Consider the following 16,839-nt stretch of genomic DNA (forward strand, 5'->3'; position numbering starts at 1 on the left):
AGGGGGCGAGCCCGGCGGGCGACGGACGCGGGGGAGCGGGACGCGGGGGAGCGGCGGTCAGCGCACGGCGGCGGCGGTGCTCGCCCGCTCGACGAGCACGGGGGCGAGCAGGCGGGTCTCCGCCGGCTCGTCGCGGTCGACGCGGGCCATGGCCATCTCGACGGCGACCTTCCCGATGGTGTGCGCGGGGATGTCGACGCTCGTCAGCGGGAGGGGCTGGTTGGTGGCGACGTCCGGCGGGCACACGGCGACGACCGAGACGTCGTCCGGCACGTGCCGCCCGCGGTCCCGCAGGGTCGCGACGACCCACGGGAGCGCGACCTCGTTGTGCACGACGACGCCGGTGACGTCGGGCAGGCGCTCGAGCACGCGGTCGACGGCCTCGACCGCGCCGGCCATGGACGACTCGCACGGCTCGACGACGCCCTCGAGGCCGGACCCGGCGACCTCCTGGTCGAAGCCGCGCAGCATGCGGTCGGCGTAGGAGGTGTGCCGCTCGAGCACCGCGCGCGGCGAGCCGAGCAGGGCGACGCGCCGGTGCCCGCGGCGGGCGAGGTGACGGACCGCGAGCCGGCCCGCCGCCTCGAAGTCCAGGTCGACGCACGACAGCCCCTCGGGGTCGCGCGGCAGGCCGATGAGCACGGCCGGCTGGCGGAGCCCGACGAGGACGGGGATGCGCGGGTCGTCGGCCTCGATGTCCATCATGACGAGGGCGTCGACCATCGAGCCGGACGCGACCCGCTCCATGCCCGCCACCTCGTCGGCGGTCAGCAGGAGCACGTCGTGGTCGAACGCGCGCGCGGCGGTGACCACGCCGGTGACGAACTGCATGATCACGGAGACGTTGACGTCGACGCGCAGCGGCGCCATGAGCGCGAGGACGTTGGTACGGCTCGACGCGAGGGCGCGGGCGCCGGCGTGCGGGCGGTACCCGAGGTCGCGGATGGCGCGCTCGACGCGCTGGCGCGTCGGCGCCGAGATGGGTCGCTTGCCGGACAGGACGTAGGACACGGTGGAGGTCGAGACCCCCGCCGCGCGCGCCACGTCGTCGATCGTCGTCGCCACGGTGCTCCGTTCGTCACGTGCTGCGCGCCCGGCGGCACACGCCCGCACCTCGTGATGGCGGACACCCTAGCGCGCGGGCGGGTGCCGGCGGACCGCGTCGGCACGGTGAGGTCCGCCGGGAAGCGCTTCGCCTCCTGCTGCCGTCAGGGTGCCCTGGCGTCGCCGCCGGAGCATGGCCGACCTGCTCGTATCCTGGACGGCGCGGTGTCGAACCGCTTCGACGTCGCGTCGCCAGGTCCGGCCCGTCCCACCCGAGTCACCACCCCAGGAGCCCTGCCGTGACCGCCACCGACCCGGCCACCCACCCGGCCGCCGCGCCGGCGCCGCCCGCGGCGGCCCCCGCCCGCCCCGGCCTCGCCGCGCTCACCGCGGACGCCGGGCTGCTGTACGGGGCCGACTGGAACCCGGAGCAGTGGGACCCCGAGGTCTGGCGCGAGGACGTCGCGCTGATGCGCGCCGCCGGGGTCAACCTGGTGACCGTGGGCGTCTTCTCGTGGGCGCAGCTGGAGCCGAGGCCCGGCCGGTACGACCTCGGCTGGCTGGACCGCGTCCTGGAGCTGGCGCACGAGCACGACGTGCTCGTCGACCTCGCCACGCCGACCGCGTCGCCGCCGCCGTGGCTCGGCGTCCTGTGGCCGGGCACGCGGCCGGTCACACCCGACGGCGTACGGCTGTCGCACGGGTCGCGCAACCACTTCTGCCCCTCGTCCCCCCAGTACCGCGAGCGGGCACTGACCGTCGCGCGCGTGCTGGCCGACCGGTACGCCGAGCACCCCGCGGTGCGCATGTGGCACGTGGGCAACGAGTACGGCCAGGTGTGCTGGTGCGAGCACTGCGCGCAGGCGTTCCGCGCCTGGCTGCGTGCCCGGTACGGCAGCCTCGACGAGCTCAACCGGGCCTGGGGCACGACGTTCTGGAGCCAGCGGTACGACGAGTGGGGGCAGGTCGTGCCGCCGCGCGCGGCGCCGTACCTGGTGAACCCCACCCAGAACCTCGACCACCGGCGGTTCGCCTCCGACCTCCTGCTCGACCTGTACCGCGAGCAGGCGGCCGTGCTGCGGGCGGCCGCGCCCGCCACGCCGGTGACGACGAACCTCATGGGCTTCCACGTCCTGACCGACTACTGGCGGTGGGCGCCCGAGGTCGACGTCGTCGCGGACGACGTCTACGGCGACCCGGCCGACCCCGCGTCGCCCGTGCGTCTCGCCCTCACGCACGACCTGGCGCGCGGGCTGGCGGGCGGCGAGCCGTGGATGGTCATGGAGCAGGCCGCGGGCGCCGTGAACTGGCGGCCGCACAACGTGCCGAAGACGACCGCGCAGATGCGCCTGGACTCGCTGCGCGCCGTCGCGCGCGGCGCCGACGGGTCGTGCTTCTTCCAGTGGCGCGCGTCGGTCTTCGGGGCCGAGCGGTTCCACTCGGGTCTGGTCCCGCACGCGGGGCCCGACACGGCGCTGCACCGTGCCGTCGTCGCGCACGGCGCCGAGCTGCGCCGGCTGCGGCGGGTGGTCGGCACGCGCGTGCCCGCCCGGACCGCGCTGGTCGTGGACTGGTCGAGCTGGTGGGCCGCGGAGGAGCCCGCGCAGCCGTCGGACCGCCTGCGCGTGCTGCCGCAGCTGCTCGCGTACTACGAGCCCCTGTGGCGTGCGGGCGTCGCCGTCGACGTGGTCCCGCCGGGTGCCGACCTGACCGGCTACGACCTCGTGGTCGCCCCGCAGCTCTACCTCGTCGAGGACGACCACGTGGACGGCCTGCGCGCGGTGGTCGAGCGCGGCGGGGTGCTCCTGCTCGGCCCGTTCTCGGGCGTCGCCGACCGCGACGGGCACGTGCGCACCGGCCGGTTCCCCGTGCCGTTCGCCGACCTGGTCGGCGGCTCCGGCGAGGAGTACGTGCCGCTGCCCGACGCGGGCGTGCGGGTGGCGTCCGACCTGCTCGGCGACCACGTCGCGCACGACTGGGCGGAGCGGGTGCGGGTCGACGACGGCGAGGCGGTCGCCACCGTGGTCGGCGGCGACCTCGACGGCTGCGCCACCGTCGTGCGGCGGCGGCACGCCGGCGGCGGCGAGGGCTGGTACGTGGCCTCGACCCCGCCGGCCGACGTGCTCGCCCGCGTCGTCGACGCGTGCGTCGCGGCCGCGGGCGTCCCCGGCCCCGTCGGCGTCACCGCCGACCACGACGTCGAGACCGTGCGCCGCGGCGACGTCACCTTCTGCCTCAACGCCGCCGACGCGGACCGTGCCGTGACCCTCGAGGGCGCGTGGCACGACCTGCTGACCGGCACCGACGTCGCCGGGCGGGTGCCGCTGGCCCCGCACGGCGCCCTGGCCCTGATCGAGAGGACCCCATGAAGTTCACCGACGGTTACTGGCAGCTGCTCCCCGGGGTCACCGAGCTGCGTCCGCGGCACGTCGACGACGTCGTCGCGGGGGACGACACCCTCACGGTGTACGCGTCGACCGCACCCATCACGACGCGCGGCGACACGCTCAACCGTCCGCTCGTCACGGTCACGTTCCACAGCCCGATGGACGGCGTCGTGGGCGTGACGATCGAGCACTTCCAGGGCGGCCTCGACCGGAGCCCGGCGTTCGCGCTGCACCGCGAGGTGGGCGACGTGAAGATCGCGACGCCGCAGCTGACCGGCGCGCCGCTCGCGACGTTCCGGTCCGGCGGCCTCGAGGCGCGCGTCGCGACCGAGGGCGACTGGAACGTCGAGTTCGTCGCGGACGGGCGCACGCTCACGTCCTCGGTCGCGCGCAGCGTCGGGGTGCTGACCGACGCGGCGGGCCGGCACTTCGTGCGCGAGCAGCTCACGCTCGGCGTGGGCGAGCACCTGTACGGGCTGGGGGAGCGGTTCGGTGCCCTGGTGAAGAACGGCCAGACGGTCGACATCTGGAACGCCGACGGCGGCACCGCCAGCGACCAGGCGTACAAGAACGTGCCGCTGTACGTGAGCGACGCCGGCTACGGCGTGTTCGTCGACCAGCCCGAGCGCGTCTCGTTCGAGATCGGCACCGAGGTCGTCTCGCGCGCGCAGTTCTCCGTCGAGGGGCAGTCGCTCACGTACTACGTCATCGCGGGCCCGACGCCGAAGGACGTGCTGCGCCGCTACACCGCCCTGACGGGCCGGCCGGCGCGCGTGCCGGACTGGTCGTACGGGCTGTGGCTGTCGACGTCGTTCACGACGAGCTACGACGAGGCGACCGTGACGCACTTCGTCGACGGCATGGCCGAGCGCGACCTGCCGCTGTCGGTCTTCCACTTCGACTGCTTCTGGATGCGGCAGTTCCACTGGAGCGACTTCATCTGGGACCCCGCGACGTTCCCGGACCCCGAGGGCATGCTGCGCCGCCTCAAGGACAAGGGCCTGCGCATCTGCGTGTGGATCAACCCGTACATCGCGCAGCGCTCGGTGCTGTTCGCGGAGGGCAAGCGGCTGGGCTACCTGGTGAAGAACCCGGACGGCTCGGTCTGGCAGTGGAACATGTGGCAGGCGGGCATGGCGCTGGTCGACTTCACGAACCCCGAGGCCGTGGCCTGGTACCAGGGGAAGCTGCGCACGCTGCTCGACCAGGGCGTCGACTGCTTCAAGACCGACTTCGGGGAGCGGATCCCCACCGACGTCGTCTGGCACGACGGGTCGGACCCGCAGCGCATGCACAACTACTACACGCACCTGTACAACGCCGCGGTGTTCGAGCTGCTCGTCGCGGAGCGCGGCGAGGGCGAGGCGGTGCTGTTCGCGCGCTCGGCGACGGCCGGCGGGCAGCAGTTCCCGGTGCACTGGGGCGGCGACTGCGAGTCGACGTTCGTCTCGATGGCGGAGTCGCTGCGCGGCGGGCTGTCGCTGGCGATGTCCGGGTTCGGGTTCTGGAGCCACGACATCGGCGGGTTCGAGGGCACGCCCGACGCGGCGGTGTTCAAGCGGTGGCTGCCGTTCGGGCTGCTGTCGTCGCACAGCCGGCTGCACGGGTCGGACTCCTACCGCGTGCCGTGGGCCTTCGACGACGAGGCCGTCGAGGTGACGCGGGCCTTCACCCGCCTCAAGCTCTCGCTCATGCCGTACCTCGCGCAGGCCGGGCTCGAGGCGCACACGGACGGCGTGCCCGTCATGCGCCCGATGGTCCTGGAGTTCCCGCACGACCGCGGGGCCGCCACGGTGGACACGCAGTACATGCTCGGGTCGTCGCTGCTGGTCGCGCCCGTGTTCTCCGCGGAGGGCGACGTGGACGTGTACGTGCCGGAGGGCACCTGGACGTCGCTCCTGACGGGGGAGCAGGTGACGGGGCCGCGGTGGGTGCGCGAGCGCCACGGCTTCGACTCCCTGCCGCTGTACGTGCGCCCGGGCACGGTCCTGCCGGTCGGCGCGCGGACCGACCGGCCCGACTACGACTTCGCCGACGGCGTGACGCTGCACCTGTACGGGCTGCCGGACGGGCACCGCTCGACGACGCACGTGCCGGGAGCGGGAGGCGCACCCGGTGCCGCCTTCACCGTCACGCGCACGGGCGACCGGGTGCGGGTCGAGGCGTCCGGGGCGACGCGCCCGTGGGCGGTGCAGGTGCACGGCGGCGCACGCGCGGACGCCACCGCGGGCGAGGACGTGCTCGAGCTCGCGCTCTGAGCGGACATGGGCCCGCGGGGGGTGCACGCCCTCCCGCGGGCCCGCGCCCCGCACGCGTGGGACCCTCGTCCCGGACGGTCCTGCACACCCGTGCACGGGGGTGCGGGAGCGATCCCACGGCGTGTATCGTATCGATTCGACCCACGCGGCACCGAGGCCGCGTCGCACCGGGCCCCGCCCGGACCGAGCTCGAAGGGCCACCATGATCGAGACCACCCGGCCGTCCGGCCGTCCGTTCCCCACGGACTTCCTCTGGGGCTCCGCCACCGCCTCCTACCAGGTCGAGGGCGCGGCGCACGAGGGCGGGCGCGGCCCGTCCATCTGGGACACGTTCTCCCGCACGCCCGGCAAGGTCCTCAACGGGGACACGGGCGACGTCGCCGTCGACCACTACCACCGACTCGAGCAGGACGTCGCGATCATGGCCGACCTCGGCCTGCAGGCGTACCGCTTCTCCGTCGCCTGGCCGCGGATCCAGCCCACCGGCGCCTCCGGCGAGGCGAACGCCGAGGGCCTGGCGTTCTACACCGAGCTCGTCGACCGCCTCCTCGCGGCCGGCATCAAGCCCGTGGTCACGCTCTACCACTGGGACCTCCCGCAGGCGCTCGAGGACGCGGGCGGCTGGACGAACCGCGAGACCGCCTACCGCTTCGAGGAGTACGCGCGCGTCGTCGCACGCGCCCTCGGCGACAAGGTCCACCTCTGGACGACGCTCAACGAGCCGTGGTGCTCGTCGTTCCTCGGCTACGGCTCCGGCGTGCACGCCCCCGGCGTCCAGGACGCCGCCGCCGCGCTCGCCGCGGTGCACCACCTCAACCTCGCCCACGGCCTGGCCGTGCGCGCCCTGCGCGAGGAGCTCGGCGAGGACACGCCCGTCTCGGTGACGCTCAACCTGCACGTGACGCGCGCCGCCTCGGACGACCCCGAGGACGTCGACGCCAAGGAGCAGATCGACACGATCGCCAACGAGGTGTTCGTCGGCCCGATGCTGCAGGGCGCGTACCCCGAGCGCGTGTTCGCGGACACCGCCTCGATCAGCGACTGGTCGTTCGTGCAGGACGGCGACCTCGAGATCATCCACCAGCCCCTCACGGTGCTCGGCGTCAACTACTACTCGACCGGCCGCGTGCAGCGCGGCACCCCGCCGAAGGGCGACGGCTCGCCGGGGCCCGACGGGCACCGCTCCTCCGAGGTGAGCGCGTGGGTCGGCGCGGACCGCGTCGAGTGGCTGCCGCAGCCCGGCCCGCACACCGCGATGGGCTGGAACATCGAGCCGCAGGGTCTCGTCGACCTGCTCCTCGAGCTGCACGAGCGCTTCCCGGGGCTGCCGCTGGCCGTGACCGAGAACGGCGCCGCGTTCTACGACACCGTGTCGGAGGACGGCCGCGTGCACGACCCGGACCGCGTCGCCTACCTGCACGACCACATCGACGCCGTGGGCGAGGCCCGCGACAAGGGCGTGGACGTGCGCGGCTACTTCGTCTGGTCCCTGTTCGACAACTTCGAGTGGGCCTACGGCTACGACCGCCGCTTCGGCGTCGTGCACGTCGACTACGACACGCAGGTGCGCACGGTGAAGGACTCGGGCCGCTGGTACCGCGAGCTCGTCCGCACGGGCGTCATCCCGACGCCGGGCTCCGCCGCGACGCTCTGACGTCCGGAGCCGGGCCCGCACGACGGCCGGGCACCGTGGTGAGCGCCACGGTGCCCGGCCGTCGTCGCCCCCGGCGCGCGCCCGCGCCGACGCGCGAGGATGGGACCGTGCCCCGCAGCCGCCGCTCCGCCCGCCGCCCGTACGGCGCCGAGCACGTCCCCCTGGACGTCGAGCGCGCCAGCGGGGGGCGCCGCGCCGAGTCGGGGCCGGACGGGGAGTGGGTCGTGCAGTCCGTGCGCGGCTCCGACCGCGAGTACCGCTGCCCCGGCTGCGACCAGGTCGTGCCGCCGCGCACCCCGCACGTCGTCGCCTGGCGGACCGACACGTGGCGCGACGGCCTCGAGGACCGGCGGCACTGGCACGCCGCGTGCTGGCAGGCGCGCGGACGGCGCGGGCCGACGCGCCGGTGACGGGCCCGGACCCCCGGAGGGCGCCGGGGTCGCAGGTGGCGCCGCGCATCGTGGCCAGCGACCTCGACGGCACGCTGCTCGCTCCCGACGGCTCGGTCTCGCCGCGCACGGTCGACGCGCTCGCGGCCTGCGAGGACGCCGGCGTCGTCGTCGTCTTCGTGACCGCACGGCCGCACCGCTGGCTCGGTGAGCTCGCGGCCCACGTGGCCGGCCACGGCGTCGCGATCTGCGCCAACGGCGGGTCGGTCGTGGACGTCGGCGCCCAGCGCGTGCTCGAGGAGGACGGCATGGACCGCGACCGGGTCGCCGCCGTCGCCGCGCGCCTGCGGGACGTCTGGGGACCGCACGTGCACCTGGCCGCCGAGAGCGCCCGGGGCTTCTCGGCCGAGCACGGCTTCACGTCCGGGCACGAGCAGCCGGAGGGCAGCCCCCGCGCTGCGAGGATCGAGGAGGTCGCCGACGCGACGACCCTCAAGCTGCTCGTCCGCGTCGACGCCCGCGTGCCCGCCGGCGGTCCCGACGGGTTCGTCGCCGCCCTGCAGGACGCCGTCGGCGACCTCGCGCACGTCTCGACGTCCGTGAGCGGCGCGGGCGCCGACCTGCTCGGGGAGGTCGCCGCGCCGGGCGTCACGAAGGCCGCCACCCTGGCCCGCTGGTCGGCCCGGCAGGGCGTCGCCGCGCGCGACGTGTGGGCCGTGGGCGACGCGCCGAACGACCTGCCCATGCTCCGCTGGGCGGGCCGGTCGTTCGCCGTCGCCAACGCCCACCCGCAGGTGCGCGCGGCCGTGGACGAGGTCGTCCCGTCCCACGCCGAGGACGGCGTCGCGCACGTGCTCGAGCGGGCGGCCGCGCTCGCCCGGCGGGTGGCCGGCGGTGGCCCCCGCTAGGGTCGGAGGCGCACGTGAGGACGACGTCGTCGCACGTCAGCCCGCCCGCGCACCGTCCGGCGCGAGCGGTCCCGCGCCACCGAGGAGCAGCATGACCGCCACCCCCGTCGTCCTCCTGCACGGATTCCCCCTCGACCACCGCATGTGGGACGACGTCGCGGCGCAGCTCGGCCGCGACCGCACGGTCCTGGCCCCCGACCTCCCGGGCCCGGCCGACGCGCTCGACGCGGTGGGGCCCACCCTCGACGACGCCGCCGACCGCGTCGCCGAGGCCGTGCGCGCCGCCGGCGTGGAGCGTGCGGTCGTCGCGGGCCTGTCGATGGGCGGCTACGTGGCCCTCGCCCTGCTCGAGCGGCACCCCGAGCTGGTCGCCGGGCTCGCGCTCGTGGACACGAGGTCCACCGCCGACGCCCCCGAGGCGCGTGCGAAGCGTCTCGACGTCGCGGCCCGGGTCGAGGAGTCGGGCACGGTCGACGCCGTGCGCGGCATGGTCGACACCGTGCTGGGGGAGACCACGCGCACCGCGCACCCCGAGGTCGTGCAGCGGGTGGCCGCCTGGATCGACGAGCAGCCGCCCGCGCGGGTCGCGTGGAGCCAGCGGGCGATGGCCGCCCGCACCGACCGCACCGAGGTGCTGCGGCGGTTCACCGGTCCCGTGGTGGTCGTCGTCGGCGACGAGGACGAGGTCACGCGCGTCGACGCGGCGGAGGACCTCGCCAAGGTCGCGGGCGGCGCACCGCTCGTGGTCGTGCCGCGCGCCGGTCACCTCACCGCGGTGGAGGACCCGGCCGCGGTCGCGACCGCGCTCGTCGAGCTCGCGCAGCGCGTGGACGCCGGACGCTGACCCGCCGGGCCGCTCCGGCGACGGGGCCCCGGCTCAGACCTGCCCGTCGCGCACGCGCCGCAGCGCGTCCGCCATGTCGACCGACTCGCCGTCCTTGCCGCCCGCGCCGATGACCAGCGGCGGGTCCTGCGGCGTGGGCCGGACCCCGCGGAACCGCGCGGCGAGGCTGCTCGGCGCCGTGAGCACGTAGAACGCGCCGTCCGTGCCGATGCCGACCGTCCCGTCGCGGCGCAGGTACCAGCCCTCGACCGGCGTCCGGTAGTGCGCGCGGCCGTCGTAGCTGCGCACGTGCAGCGGCACCGGGGCCGGTCCGTCCCTGCGGACGGCGACGAGGAACTCCTCGATCAGCGCCCGCGCGCGCGCCGACTCGGCACGCTGCCGGGCGGCCAGCGCCTCGGCGTGGGCACCGGCCGCCTCACGCCGGCGTGCGCGCCAGCTCGCCGCGTCGTCGGCGGCGGGCTCGGACGTCCCGGTCACGGCGGTGCGTCAGCGTGCGGCGGCGTCGTCGCGGGCGTCGGCCGTACCAGCCGTCGCCGTGCCCGCGGCGTCGGCCGGCTCCGCGGACGCGGCAGGTGCGTCACCGGCCGGTGCGCTCTGCTCGCCGCCCGTGTCCGCGGCCTTGCCCGCGGCGGAGGCCGCCGGGGACGGCACGACGGGCACGGCGGCGGAGACGGGCGCCGGCCGCGCCTTGGACGCGCGCGCCGGCCGGGCCGGGCGGGAGGGCGCCGGACGCGCGGGGGACGGTGCGGCGGCCTCCGGCGCAGCGGGGCGGGAGGTCCGCTCCGGCTCCTGGCCGTCCCGGCCCTGGGGCCGTGCCTGCTGCTCCTGCTCCTTGCGGAACGCCGCCTCGATCCGGTCCGCCTGCTCCAGCGCCGCGCGGTCCGGGTTCGTGCCCAGCAGGTTGCGCAGCTCGTCCAGGTAGGACGTGATCGACTCGCGCTGGCGGTGCAGGTCCTCCACCTGGCGGGCCGCCGTGGTGCGCTCGCGCTCCGCCTCCGTGAGGGCGTCGGTGAGCTGCTTCTCCGCGTGCTCGCGCGCCTCCGCCACGACCCGGTCGGCGTTGCGCCGGGCCTGCGACAGCAGCTCGGCCGCCTGCCGCTCGGCGTCGACGCGGACCTTCTCGGCGTGCGCGAGCGCCTTCGCGACCCGCTCCTCGGCCTCGGCGGCGTGCGCCTCGGCGTCCGCGACCAGCCGCTCGGTCTCGCGGCGCGCCGCCTCGTGCCGCTCGGCGTCCTGGCGCTCGGCGAGCTCGTGCTGGGAGGCGATGGCGAGCTCGGCGTCGGAGAGCTGCTGCTCGGCCGCACGGACCAGCTCGTCCGCCCGCGCCCGGGCGTGCGCGACGGCCTCGCCGATCGCGCGCCGGGACTCCGTCTGCAGCCGCTCGACCTCCAGGCGCGTGCGCTCGCGCAGCTCGCGGGTCTCGCGGTCGGCGGCCGCCCGCAGCTCGGCCGCCTCGCGCTCGACGGTGGCCCGCAGGTCGGCCGTCTCGCGCTGCGTCGTCTCGCGCAGGTGCGCCGTCTCGTGCTGCGTGCGCTCCCGCAGCTCGGTCGTCTCGCGGTCCGCGAGGGCGCGCAGCTGGGCGGCGTACTGCTCGGACTCGGTCCGCAGCGTCGCGACGGCGTCCTCGGCCTCGGCGCGCATGCGGGCCACCTCGTCGGACGCGGTGGCGCGCAGCTCGGCGGCCTCGCGCTCCGCGGTGGCGCGCACGTACGCCGCGTACTGCTCGGCCTCCGTGCGCAGCGCGGTCACCTCGGCCGTGACGCGCTGCTGCAGCGCGGTCGCGTCCCGCTCCGCCGCCGCGCGGGTCGCGTCCGCGTACTCCGCCGCGGCCGCGCGCAGGGCCGTGGTCTCCTCGGCCGCGCGCTGCCGCCACGCCGAGACCTCGGCGTTCGTCTCCGAGCGCACGCGCGCCGCGTACCGCTCGGCGTCGCCGCGCAGCTGGGCCGCCTCGGCCTCGGTGCGCTGCCGCAGCTCGGTGGTGTCGCGGTCCGCGTCCTGGCGCAGGTCCTGCGCGTAGCGCTCGGCCTCGGCGCGCTGCTCGGCGGTCTCCGCCTCGGTGCGGCTGCGCAGCTCCGTGGCCGTGCGCTCGGTGGCGACGCGCAGCTGGGTGGCCTCGTTCTCGACCCGAGCCCGCAGGGTCCCGAGCTCGCGCTCGAGCGACGACCGCCGCTCGCTCTCCTCGGTCGTGATCGCGCTCTGGATGCGCGCGGCCTCCCGCTCGGCGGACCCGACGAGCTCCTCGGCCCGGCGCTGGGCGGCCAGCAGCTGGCTCTCGGCCTCCGCGGCGGCCGTCGTGCGCACCTCCTCCGCCTCGCGGCGCGCCGTCGCGAGCAGCTCGGCGACCTCGTTCTCCGCGCGGGCGCGCAGCTGGCCGGCGGCGAGCTTCGCCCGGGCGAGCGCGTCGGCGGCCTGGGCGTTCGCCTGCTGGACGACGTCCGAGGACTGCTCCTCCGCCGAGCGCAGCAGCTGCTCGATCCGCGACCCGAGCCCCGAGTAGGTGGGGCGCTCGGCCTCCCGCAGCTGGCGGTGCGCCTCCGACAGCTCGCCGGCGACCCGCAGCTTCTCGGCGTCCAACGCCTCGACGCGGGCGCGCGCCTCGGCGAGCGCCTGCTCGAGCGACGAGACGGCCTGGTCCACGGCCTCGCGGTCGTACCCGCGGAAGCCGACGACGGGGAACGGGGTGCGGGCATCGGGCACGGGGGCATCCTCCAGGGGTGGGGGCCCGGCGTTCGCGGAAGGGGCCGAGGACGTCCTCGGCGGGCCGGTGCTCCGCCGCCCAGGATACGCGTGGACCGCGCGCGGGCCAGGGCCGGACGGGGCTGCGCGACCGGCGGTCGAGGTGGCCGCCGCGCCGGTCCCCGGGGGCCGCGGTCCCCGCCGGCCCGTCCCGGTTCGCCCGGTCCGGGGGGCTGCGGCCTATCCTGGAGCGTCCGTCGGCGGAGAGGATCCTGCGTGCTCAAGCGACTGCTGGTCGCCCTGGTCGGCGTCGTCGGCGTCGTCGTCATCGCCCTCGGCGTCGCCTCCGCGACGATCTGGCGGGCCGACGACGTCCTCGTCGCCACGCTCGACCCGGACAGCCACGTCCTGGTGACCGACCCGGGGGTGCTCGAGCTCGCGGCGAGCGAGGTGACCGTCCGGGCCGAGGTGGACGACGACCAGCCGGTCGTGCTCGCCGTGGGCCGTGACACCGACGTGGCCGGCTGGGTCGGCACCGATCCGCACCAGCGGGTGACGGGCCTCGAGGGCTGGCACGAGCTCGCGGTGGCCGACGGCCCGGCGCCGACGGCGTCCCCCGCGGCGACGGCGCCCGACGGCACGGCCTCGCCGACCGCGGAGGAGTCCGCCGACGGCGAGGAGGCCGCGGCGGAGGGCGAGGAGACCGCGGCGGACGCCGAGGTGCCGGACCCGCGCGGCTCCGACCTGTGGGTCGCCGAGGAGTCGGGGACGGGAGAGGTCGAGCTCACCTGGACGGCGCAGCCGGGCCGGTGGAGCGTCCTGGCGGTCGGCCCGGGGGAGTCGGCCCCGCGGCTGTCCCTCGCCTGGCCGCAGGAGGTGACGACCCCGTGGCTCGTGCCGTGCGTCGTCGTCGGCTCGCTCCTGCTGCTCGCGGCGCTGGCACTGCTGGCGCGCGACCTCCTGCGTTCCCGCCGCCGCCGCCCGGACGCGGAGTGGACCCCGGTCCTCACCGGCCCGCTGCCGGTGCTCGACGCCGAGGGCGCACCCGTGCAGCTCACCCGGCGGCAGCTGCGCGAGCTGCGCGAGCGCGGGGCCGCCGTGGACGCGGGCGTGCGTGCCGCGCGCGACGAGTCGACGCCGGCGCAGGAGGCGACGGCAGCGCCCCCCGCGGGGCCGGTCGCGGCCGCGCGCCCGGCGGCGGGGGCGCGCGACGCCGACGCCACCGCGACGACGGCCCTGCCCGCCGCGGGCGCGCAGGAGGGACGTCGCCGGCCGCAGGGCGCCGGCGACGAGGAGCCGACCACGGGTGGCGCCGCTGGCACGCGCCGCGGGCTGCGCGGCCTGGTCTCGCGGGGGACGGCGGACGACCGGCCCTCGGGCGCGTCCGCCGCTCCCCGGGACGAGCCCGTCCGGCCGCAGCGCCCGACCGGACGGCCGGACGCCGCAGGCGACGCCGGCGGCCCGGCGCCGTCGGGCGCCGCGCCCGGCACCGGGCCTCGCGGCGGCTGGTCCCCCGAGCCGGGGCGCCCGTCCGACGCCGCACCGGGCGGTTCCCGTCCGCCGGCGTCCGGTGCGCCGCGCCCGGCGTGGCTGCAGGGCTCGTCGGGGGCTCCCGCCGCCGGCCCGACCGGTGGCCCGGCGGCCGGGGCGCCCCCCGCGGGCGGGCCGGGCGCACCGCCAGCCGGTCCCGGCACGGGCTCCCGGGGCTGGGTCCCCGTGCCACCGCCGCCGGGACCCGTCGCCTCCACCCGTGGGTCCTCGCACCCCGACCACCCGACCCGTCCGGCCGGCCCGGCGCCGACGAGCCGCCCCGCGTGGGTGCGCGACGCGGGGCAGCAGGGGACGGGGCAGCAGGGGACCGGGCAGCAGGGGACCGGGCACCCGGGGACCGGGCAGCGCGCCCCCGGGCAGGGCGGCGTGCCCGGCGCGGGCACGCCCCTGCCGCCACCCGGCCCCGCCGCGGCCGAGGGGCCGCGGGCGCCCGGCGCCGCCGGGACGCCGGACGCCAGCTCGCGCGCCGACGCCTGGCGCCGCGCCTGGGGGCTGCCGCCCCTGCCGCCCGAGGCCGACGACCGCACCGACCGGGAGGAGGGCCGATGAGCCGCGACCACCGCCGCACCACCCGCCCACGTCTCGCGACGACGGGCGTCGCGCTGCTGTCCACGCTCGCGCTCGCGGGGTGCGCGGCACCGCTGCCGGAGCCGGCTCCCGAGCCCGTCCCCGCCGTGCCGCCGCCGGCCGTGAGCCTCGACCAGTCGCAGCGCGTGCTCGCCTCCGTCGGCGAGGTGCTCGCCGAGGCCGACGCGGCCGCCGACCCGGCGGGCCTGCCGGCGCGGCTCGACGGGCCCGCGCTGGCCACGCGCACCGCGGAGTACGTCTGGGCGCAGGCGACCGCCGGTGCGCGTCCGCCGACCGCGCTCCCCGTCGACGAGCAGGTCCTCGTCGTGCCCGAGACGGACACCTGGCCGCGCACGCAGCTCGTCGTGTCCGAGCAGCCGGACGACCTCCAGGCGCCCCGGGTGCTCGTGCTCCGCCAGGAGTCGGCCCGGGAGCCCTACAAGCTCTGGGGGTGGGCGCGGCTGCTGCAGAACGTGCAGATGCCGCCCACCGCCGCACCCGAGGAGGGCAGCCCCGAGCTGCCGCCGGACGCCGAGGGTCTGCTCGTCCCGCCGGGCGAGGTCGGTGCCCGGTACGCGGACGTGCTCACCCACGGGGACGGGTCCGAGCACGCGGCGTCGTTCGCGCCCGACAGCTTCCGCTCGACGGTCCAGGAGACCAGGAGCGCGCTGGCCGGCAGCCTCCAGGGCGCCGGCGCGGGTGCGTTGACGGAGACGTACGTCCCCGCGGCCGAGCCGGTCGTGACCCTGGGGACGGCCGACGGCGGCGCGCTCGTCGTCACGGAGATGACCACGACGTCGACGGTGACGCTGGCGGGCGGCGCGACCATCCCGGTCGAGCCGTTCTACGCCGCGCTCGCGGGCGGGGCGACCACGGCGGGGACGAGCTTCAGCCGCGTCTTCACCGGGGTCCTGGTGGTCTACGTGCCGCCCGCCGACGCCGGTGCGCCCGCCCAGGTGCTCGCGGCCGAGCACGTCGTCACGTCCGCCGCGGCCCAGTGACCCCGTCCGCACCCGGCCGCGCACCGGCCGGGTGGCCGCGCCGGTCCACCAGACTGGTACCCCTGACCTTCCGCCGACCCGACCCGAGGAGCTCCTGATGTCGCACCAGTCGCCCCAGCCGCACCCGCGGCTGGACGTGCGTGGCGCCGTCGACCTGTCCGCCCTGGCCCGTCCGGCGACGCCGCCGCCCGGGACCCCCGGTGGTCTGCCCGCCGCGACGTCGTGGGTGCGGGACGTCGACCAGTCGACGTTCGGCGACGTCGTGCAGGCCTCGACGCAGCACCCCGTCGTGGTCGCGCTGTGGGCGCCCTGGAGCGAGGTGAGCCAGCAGGTGGTGGCCGACCTCGCCGCGCTCGCGGACGAGGACGGCGGCCGCTGGCTGCTCGCGCGGATCGACGCCGAGGCGAACCCGCAGGTGGCGGCGGCCTTCCAGGCGCAGTCGGTGCCGACGGTGGTCGCCGTGCTCGGTGGTCAGCCGCTCCCGCTGTTCCAGGGGGCGTACCCGCGCGACCAGGTGCGCGCCGTGCTCGACCAGCTGCTGGCCGCCGCGGAGGCCAACGGGATCACCGGGCGCGTGACGCCCGCGGAGGCGACCGCCGCTCCGGCGGCGGAGCCGGAGCCGGCCCTGCCGCCACTGCACCAGGCCGCGTACGACGCGATCGAGCGGGACGACCTGCCGGCTGCCCGGCAGGCGTACGAGCAGGCGCTGCGCGAGAACCCGCGGGACGCGATGGCGCGCGCGGGTCTGGCGCAGGTGGGTCTGATGGAGCGGACCGCGGGGGCGGACCTGCGTGCCGTGCGCGACACCGCGGCGGCGGACCCCTCGGACGTGGACGCGCAGCTCGCGGTCGCCGACCTCGACGTCTACGGCGGGGCGGTCGAGGACGCGTTCGCGCGTCTCGTCGACGTCGTCCGCCGGACGCACGGCGACGAGCGCGAGCGCGTGCGGAAGCGGCTCGTCGACCTGTTCGAGGTCGTCGGCCCGGACGACCCGAGGGTCGCCGCGGCACGCCGGGCGCTCGCGTCCGCGCTCTACTGAGCGGGCGGTGACCGCACCAGGACGGCTGTGACGCACGCCGCCCGGCACGGGCTTGCGCCGGTGCGGGCGGCTGCGTAACTTACTCGAGGCCGCCCGGCAGGGAGGAACGGACACCGGATCGACGAGAACCGGTGGTCGGTCCCGCGGGACGGCCCCCCGGACCTCTCCCGCCGGCCTCGCGCCGGGCACTGGTGAGCGCCCGGGTGCGGGACGGATGTCCGGCTCGACCGACGCACCGCGGTCGCCCTTCGAGGGCCGGCACGGAGCGGGGGTTGACCGGGCAGGACGGAACCGCTAAGTTGTAACGGTTGCCTCCGGGCAGGTGCGAGCAGGGATCCATGTCACATCGATGACGGGGAACAGTTCGCGAGACCTGCCGGTCGAGGTGGACGTCAGCGGAGATCCGAAGCGGCCACGCTGTGGTCGAAGAGGAAGAAAAGCTCCGCTAAAGTGGATGAGCCTCCTGCGGGAAGCCCGAGAGGGTGGATCGAGGATGAGCGTCTGTTCCTTGAGAACTCAAC

Annotated in this window: 12 protein-coding genes; 9 read left to right on the forward strand and 3 right to left on the reverse strand. The window is 77.0% G+C overall.

What is annotated here, in order from left to right:
- Nucleotides 1–57 precede the first annotated feature (57 nt).
- Nucleotides 58–1,065 carry a LacI family DNA-binding transcriptional regulator gene (locus FB586_RS08755; protein ID WP_136518890.1) on the reverse strand — a complete coding sequence of 336 codons (1,008 nt, stop codon included), beginning with the start codon at nucleotides 1,063–1,065 and terminating at the stop codon, nucleotides 58–60.
- A gap of 278 nt (nucleotides 1,066–1,343) precedes the next feature.
- Between FB586_RS08755 and FB586_RS08760 the strand changes: the two genes are divergently transcribed.
- The 6 genes from FB586_RS08760 to FB586_RS08785 all read left to right on the forward strand — a co-directional run bounded on the left by FB586_RS08760 (nucleotide 1,344) and on the right by FB586_RS08785 (nucleotide 9,484).
- Complete coding sequence (locus FB586_RS08760; RefSeq protein WP_136518891.1) at nucleotides 1,344–3,413, forward strand: beta-galactosidase; 2,070 nt, start codon at nucleotides 1,344–1,346, stop codon at nucleotides 3,411–3,413.
- Entirely contained in the window at nucleotides 3,410–5,689 is a 2,280-nt protein-coding gene (gene yicI, locus FB586_RS08765; RefSeq protein ID WP_136518892.1) for an alpha-xylosidase, read from the forward strand. Before FB586_RS08760 ends, yicI begins: the two co-directional genes overlap by 4 nt.
- A 202-nt stretch (nucleotides 5,690–5,891) precedes the next feature.
- Entirely contained in the window at nucleotides 5,892–7,343 is a 1,452-nt protein-coding gene (locus tag FB586_RS08770) for a GH1 family beta-glucosidase (protein ID WP_136518893.1), read from the forward strand.
- A gap of 107 nt (nucleotides 7,344–7,450) precedes the next feature.
- On the forward strand, nucleotides 7,451–7,753 hold the full coding sequence (locus FB586_RS08775) for an Rv1322 family protein (RefSeq protein ID WP_136518894.1): 303 nt from the start codon (nucleotides 7,451–7,453) through the stop codon (nucleotides 7,751–7,753).
- A 35-nt stretch (nucleotides 7,754–7,788) separates the two neighbouring features.
- On the forward strand, nucleotides 7,789–8,640 hold the full coding sequence (locus tag FB586_RS08780) for an HAD family hydrolase (RefSeq protein ID WP_246036645.1): 852 nt from the start codon (nucleotides 7,789–7,791) through the stop codon (nucleotides 8,638–8,640).
- A gap of 91 nt (nucleotides 8,641–8,731) precedes the next feature.
- Nucleotides 8,732–9,484: an alpha/beta fold hydrolase gene (locus tag FB586_RS08785; protein ID WP_136518895.1), complete on the forward strand. Its 753-nt coding sequence runs from the start codon at nucleotides 8,732–8,734 to the stop codon at nucleotides 9,482–9,484.
- Nucleotides 9,485–9,517: 33 nt separating this feature from the next.
- Here FB586_RS08785 and FB586_RS08790 read toward each other — a convergent pair whose 3' ends face one another.
- Together FB586_RS08790 and FB586_RS08795 are read right to left on the reverse strand one after the other, a co-directional pair.
- Nucleotides 9,518–9,961 (reverse strand): hypothetical protein, encoded by a 444-nt coding sequence (locus FB586_RS08790; protein WP_136518896.1) that lies wholly within the window; start codon nucleotides 9,959–9,961, stop codon nucleotides 9,518–9,520.
- Between the two features lie 9 nt (nucleotides 9,962–9,970).
- Complete coding sequence (locus tag FB586_RS08795) at nucleotides 9,971–12,181, reverse strand: coiled-coil domain-containing protein (protein ID WP_246036646.1); 2,211 nt, start codon at nucleotides 12,179–12,181, stop codon at nucleotides 9,971–9,973.
- Between the two features lie 255 nt (nucleotides 12,182–12,436).
- Between FB586_RS08795 and FB586_RS19395 the strand changes: the two genes are divergently transcribed.
- The 3 genes from FB586_RS19395 to FB586_RS08810 all read left to right on the forward strand — a co-directional run bounded on the left by FB586_RS19395 (nucleotide 12,437) and on the right by FB586_RS08810 (nucleotide 16,318).
- Nucleotides 12,437–14,260, forward strand: coding sequence for a hypothetical protein (locus tag FB586_RS19395; protein WP_168800501.1), 1,824 nt, complete (start codon nucleotides 12,437–12,439; stop codon nucleotides 14,258–14,260).
- Nucleotides 14,257–15,279 carry a DUF8094 domain-containing protein gene (locus tag FB586_RS08805; RefSeq protein ID WP_246036647.1) on the forward strand — a complete coding sequence of 341 codons (1,023 nt, stop codon included), beginning with the start codon at nucleotides 14,257–14,259 and terminating at the stop codon, nucleotides 15,277–15,279. The genes FB586_RS19395 and FB586_RS08805 overlap by 4 nt, the downstream gene beginning before the upstream one ends.
- 97 nt (nucleotides 15,280–15,376) lie before the next feature.
- Nucleotides 15,377–16,318 (forward strand): tetratricopeptide repeat protein, encoded by a 942-nt coding sequence (locus FB586_RS08810; RefSeq protein WP_136518897.1) that lies wholly within the window; start codon nucleotides 15,377–15,379, stop codon nucleotides 16,316–16,318.
- Nucleotides 16,319–16,839 lie beyond the last annotated feature (521 nt).

It is taken from the genome of Cellulomonas telluris (assembly GCF_004886325.1).
In the GTDB taxonomy this organism is placed as follows: domain Bacteria; phylum Actinomycetota; class Actinomycetes; order Actinomycetales; family Cellulomonadaceae; genus Cellulomonas; species Cellulomonas telluris.

What these genes read in the sequence shown, in the direction of transcription:
- yicI (WP_136518892.1), top strand. Translation starts at nt 3,410, where the DNA reads ATGAAGTTCACCGACGGTTACTGGCAGCTGCTCCCCGGGGTCACCGAG.
- FB586_RS08805 (WP_246036647.1), top strand. Translation starts at nt 14,257, where the DNA reads ATGAGCCGCGACCACCGCCGCACCACCCGCCCACGTCTCGCGACGACG.
- FB586_RS08785 (WP_136518895.1), top strand. Translation starts at nt 8,732, where the DNA reads ATGACCGCCACCCCCGTCGTCCTCCTGCACGGATTCCCCCTCGACCAC.
- FB586_RS08770 (WP_136518893.1), top strand. Translation starts at nt 5,892, where the DNA reads ATGATCGAGACCACCCGGCCGTCCGGCCGTCCGTTCCCCACGGACTTC.
- FB586_RS08810 (WP_136518897.1), top strand. Translation starts at nt 15,377, where the DNA reads ATGTCGCACCAGTCGCCCCAGCCGCACCCGCGGCTGGACGTGCGTGGC.